Source organism: Mesorhizobium sp. M2E.F.Ca.ET.209.01.1.1 (genome assembly GCF_004010375.2).
Lineage (GTDB): Bacteria > Pseudomonadota > Alphaproteobacteria > Rhizobiales > Rhizobiaceae > Mesorhizobium.
The window spans coordinates 1-348 of sequence record NZ_SADP02000576.1; the positions used below are offsets into that span (position 1 = coordinate 1).

Below are 348 nucleotides of genomic sequence, written 5' to 3' on the forward strand. Positions count from 1 at the left end.
CCGTCGAGTTCGAAGTTGCCGTTGGTGTCCCCGTAAAGATATGTGTGGCCGTTGAGTTCCTTCCACCAAATCTGCGAAAACCCGGAACCAATATCACTTGCCTGCAAGACACCATCAGGAGTGACTGGTCCGATGAACTGGTCGCCAAGCGCCCCGGTAAAGCCGGTTCCCAGTTGACCCATGAAAACCAGTGGCCCGCCATCGTAGTACCCCGGTGAACCTCGTGCCACCGAGAGGTCGAGCTTGTCACCCTCGCCCTGATTGAAGTCTGTGATGGTGTCATGCGCGGCAAACGTCGATTGCGAGGCAAACATGATGCGAAATATATCGGCTTCCGTGCCGCCGCTC

Annotated in this window: 1 protein-coding gene; it reads right to left on the reverse strand. The window is 56.6% G+C overall.

The window, feature by feature from the left end:
- On the reverse strand, positions 1 to 348 hold a 348-nt coding region (locus EN852_RS36975), incomplete at both ends, for a type I secretion C-terminal target domain-containing protein (protein WP_135879770.1).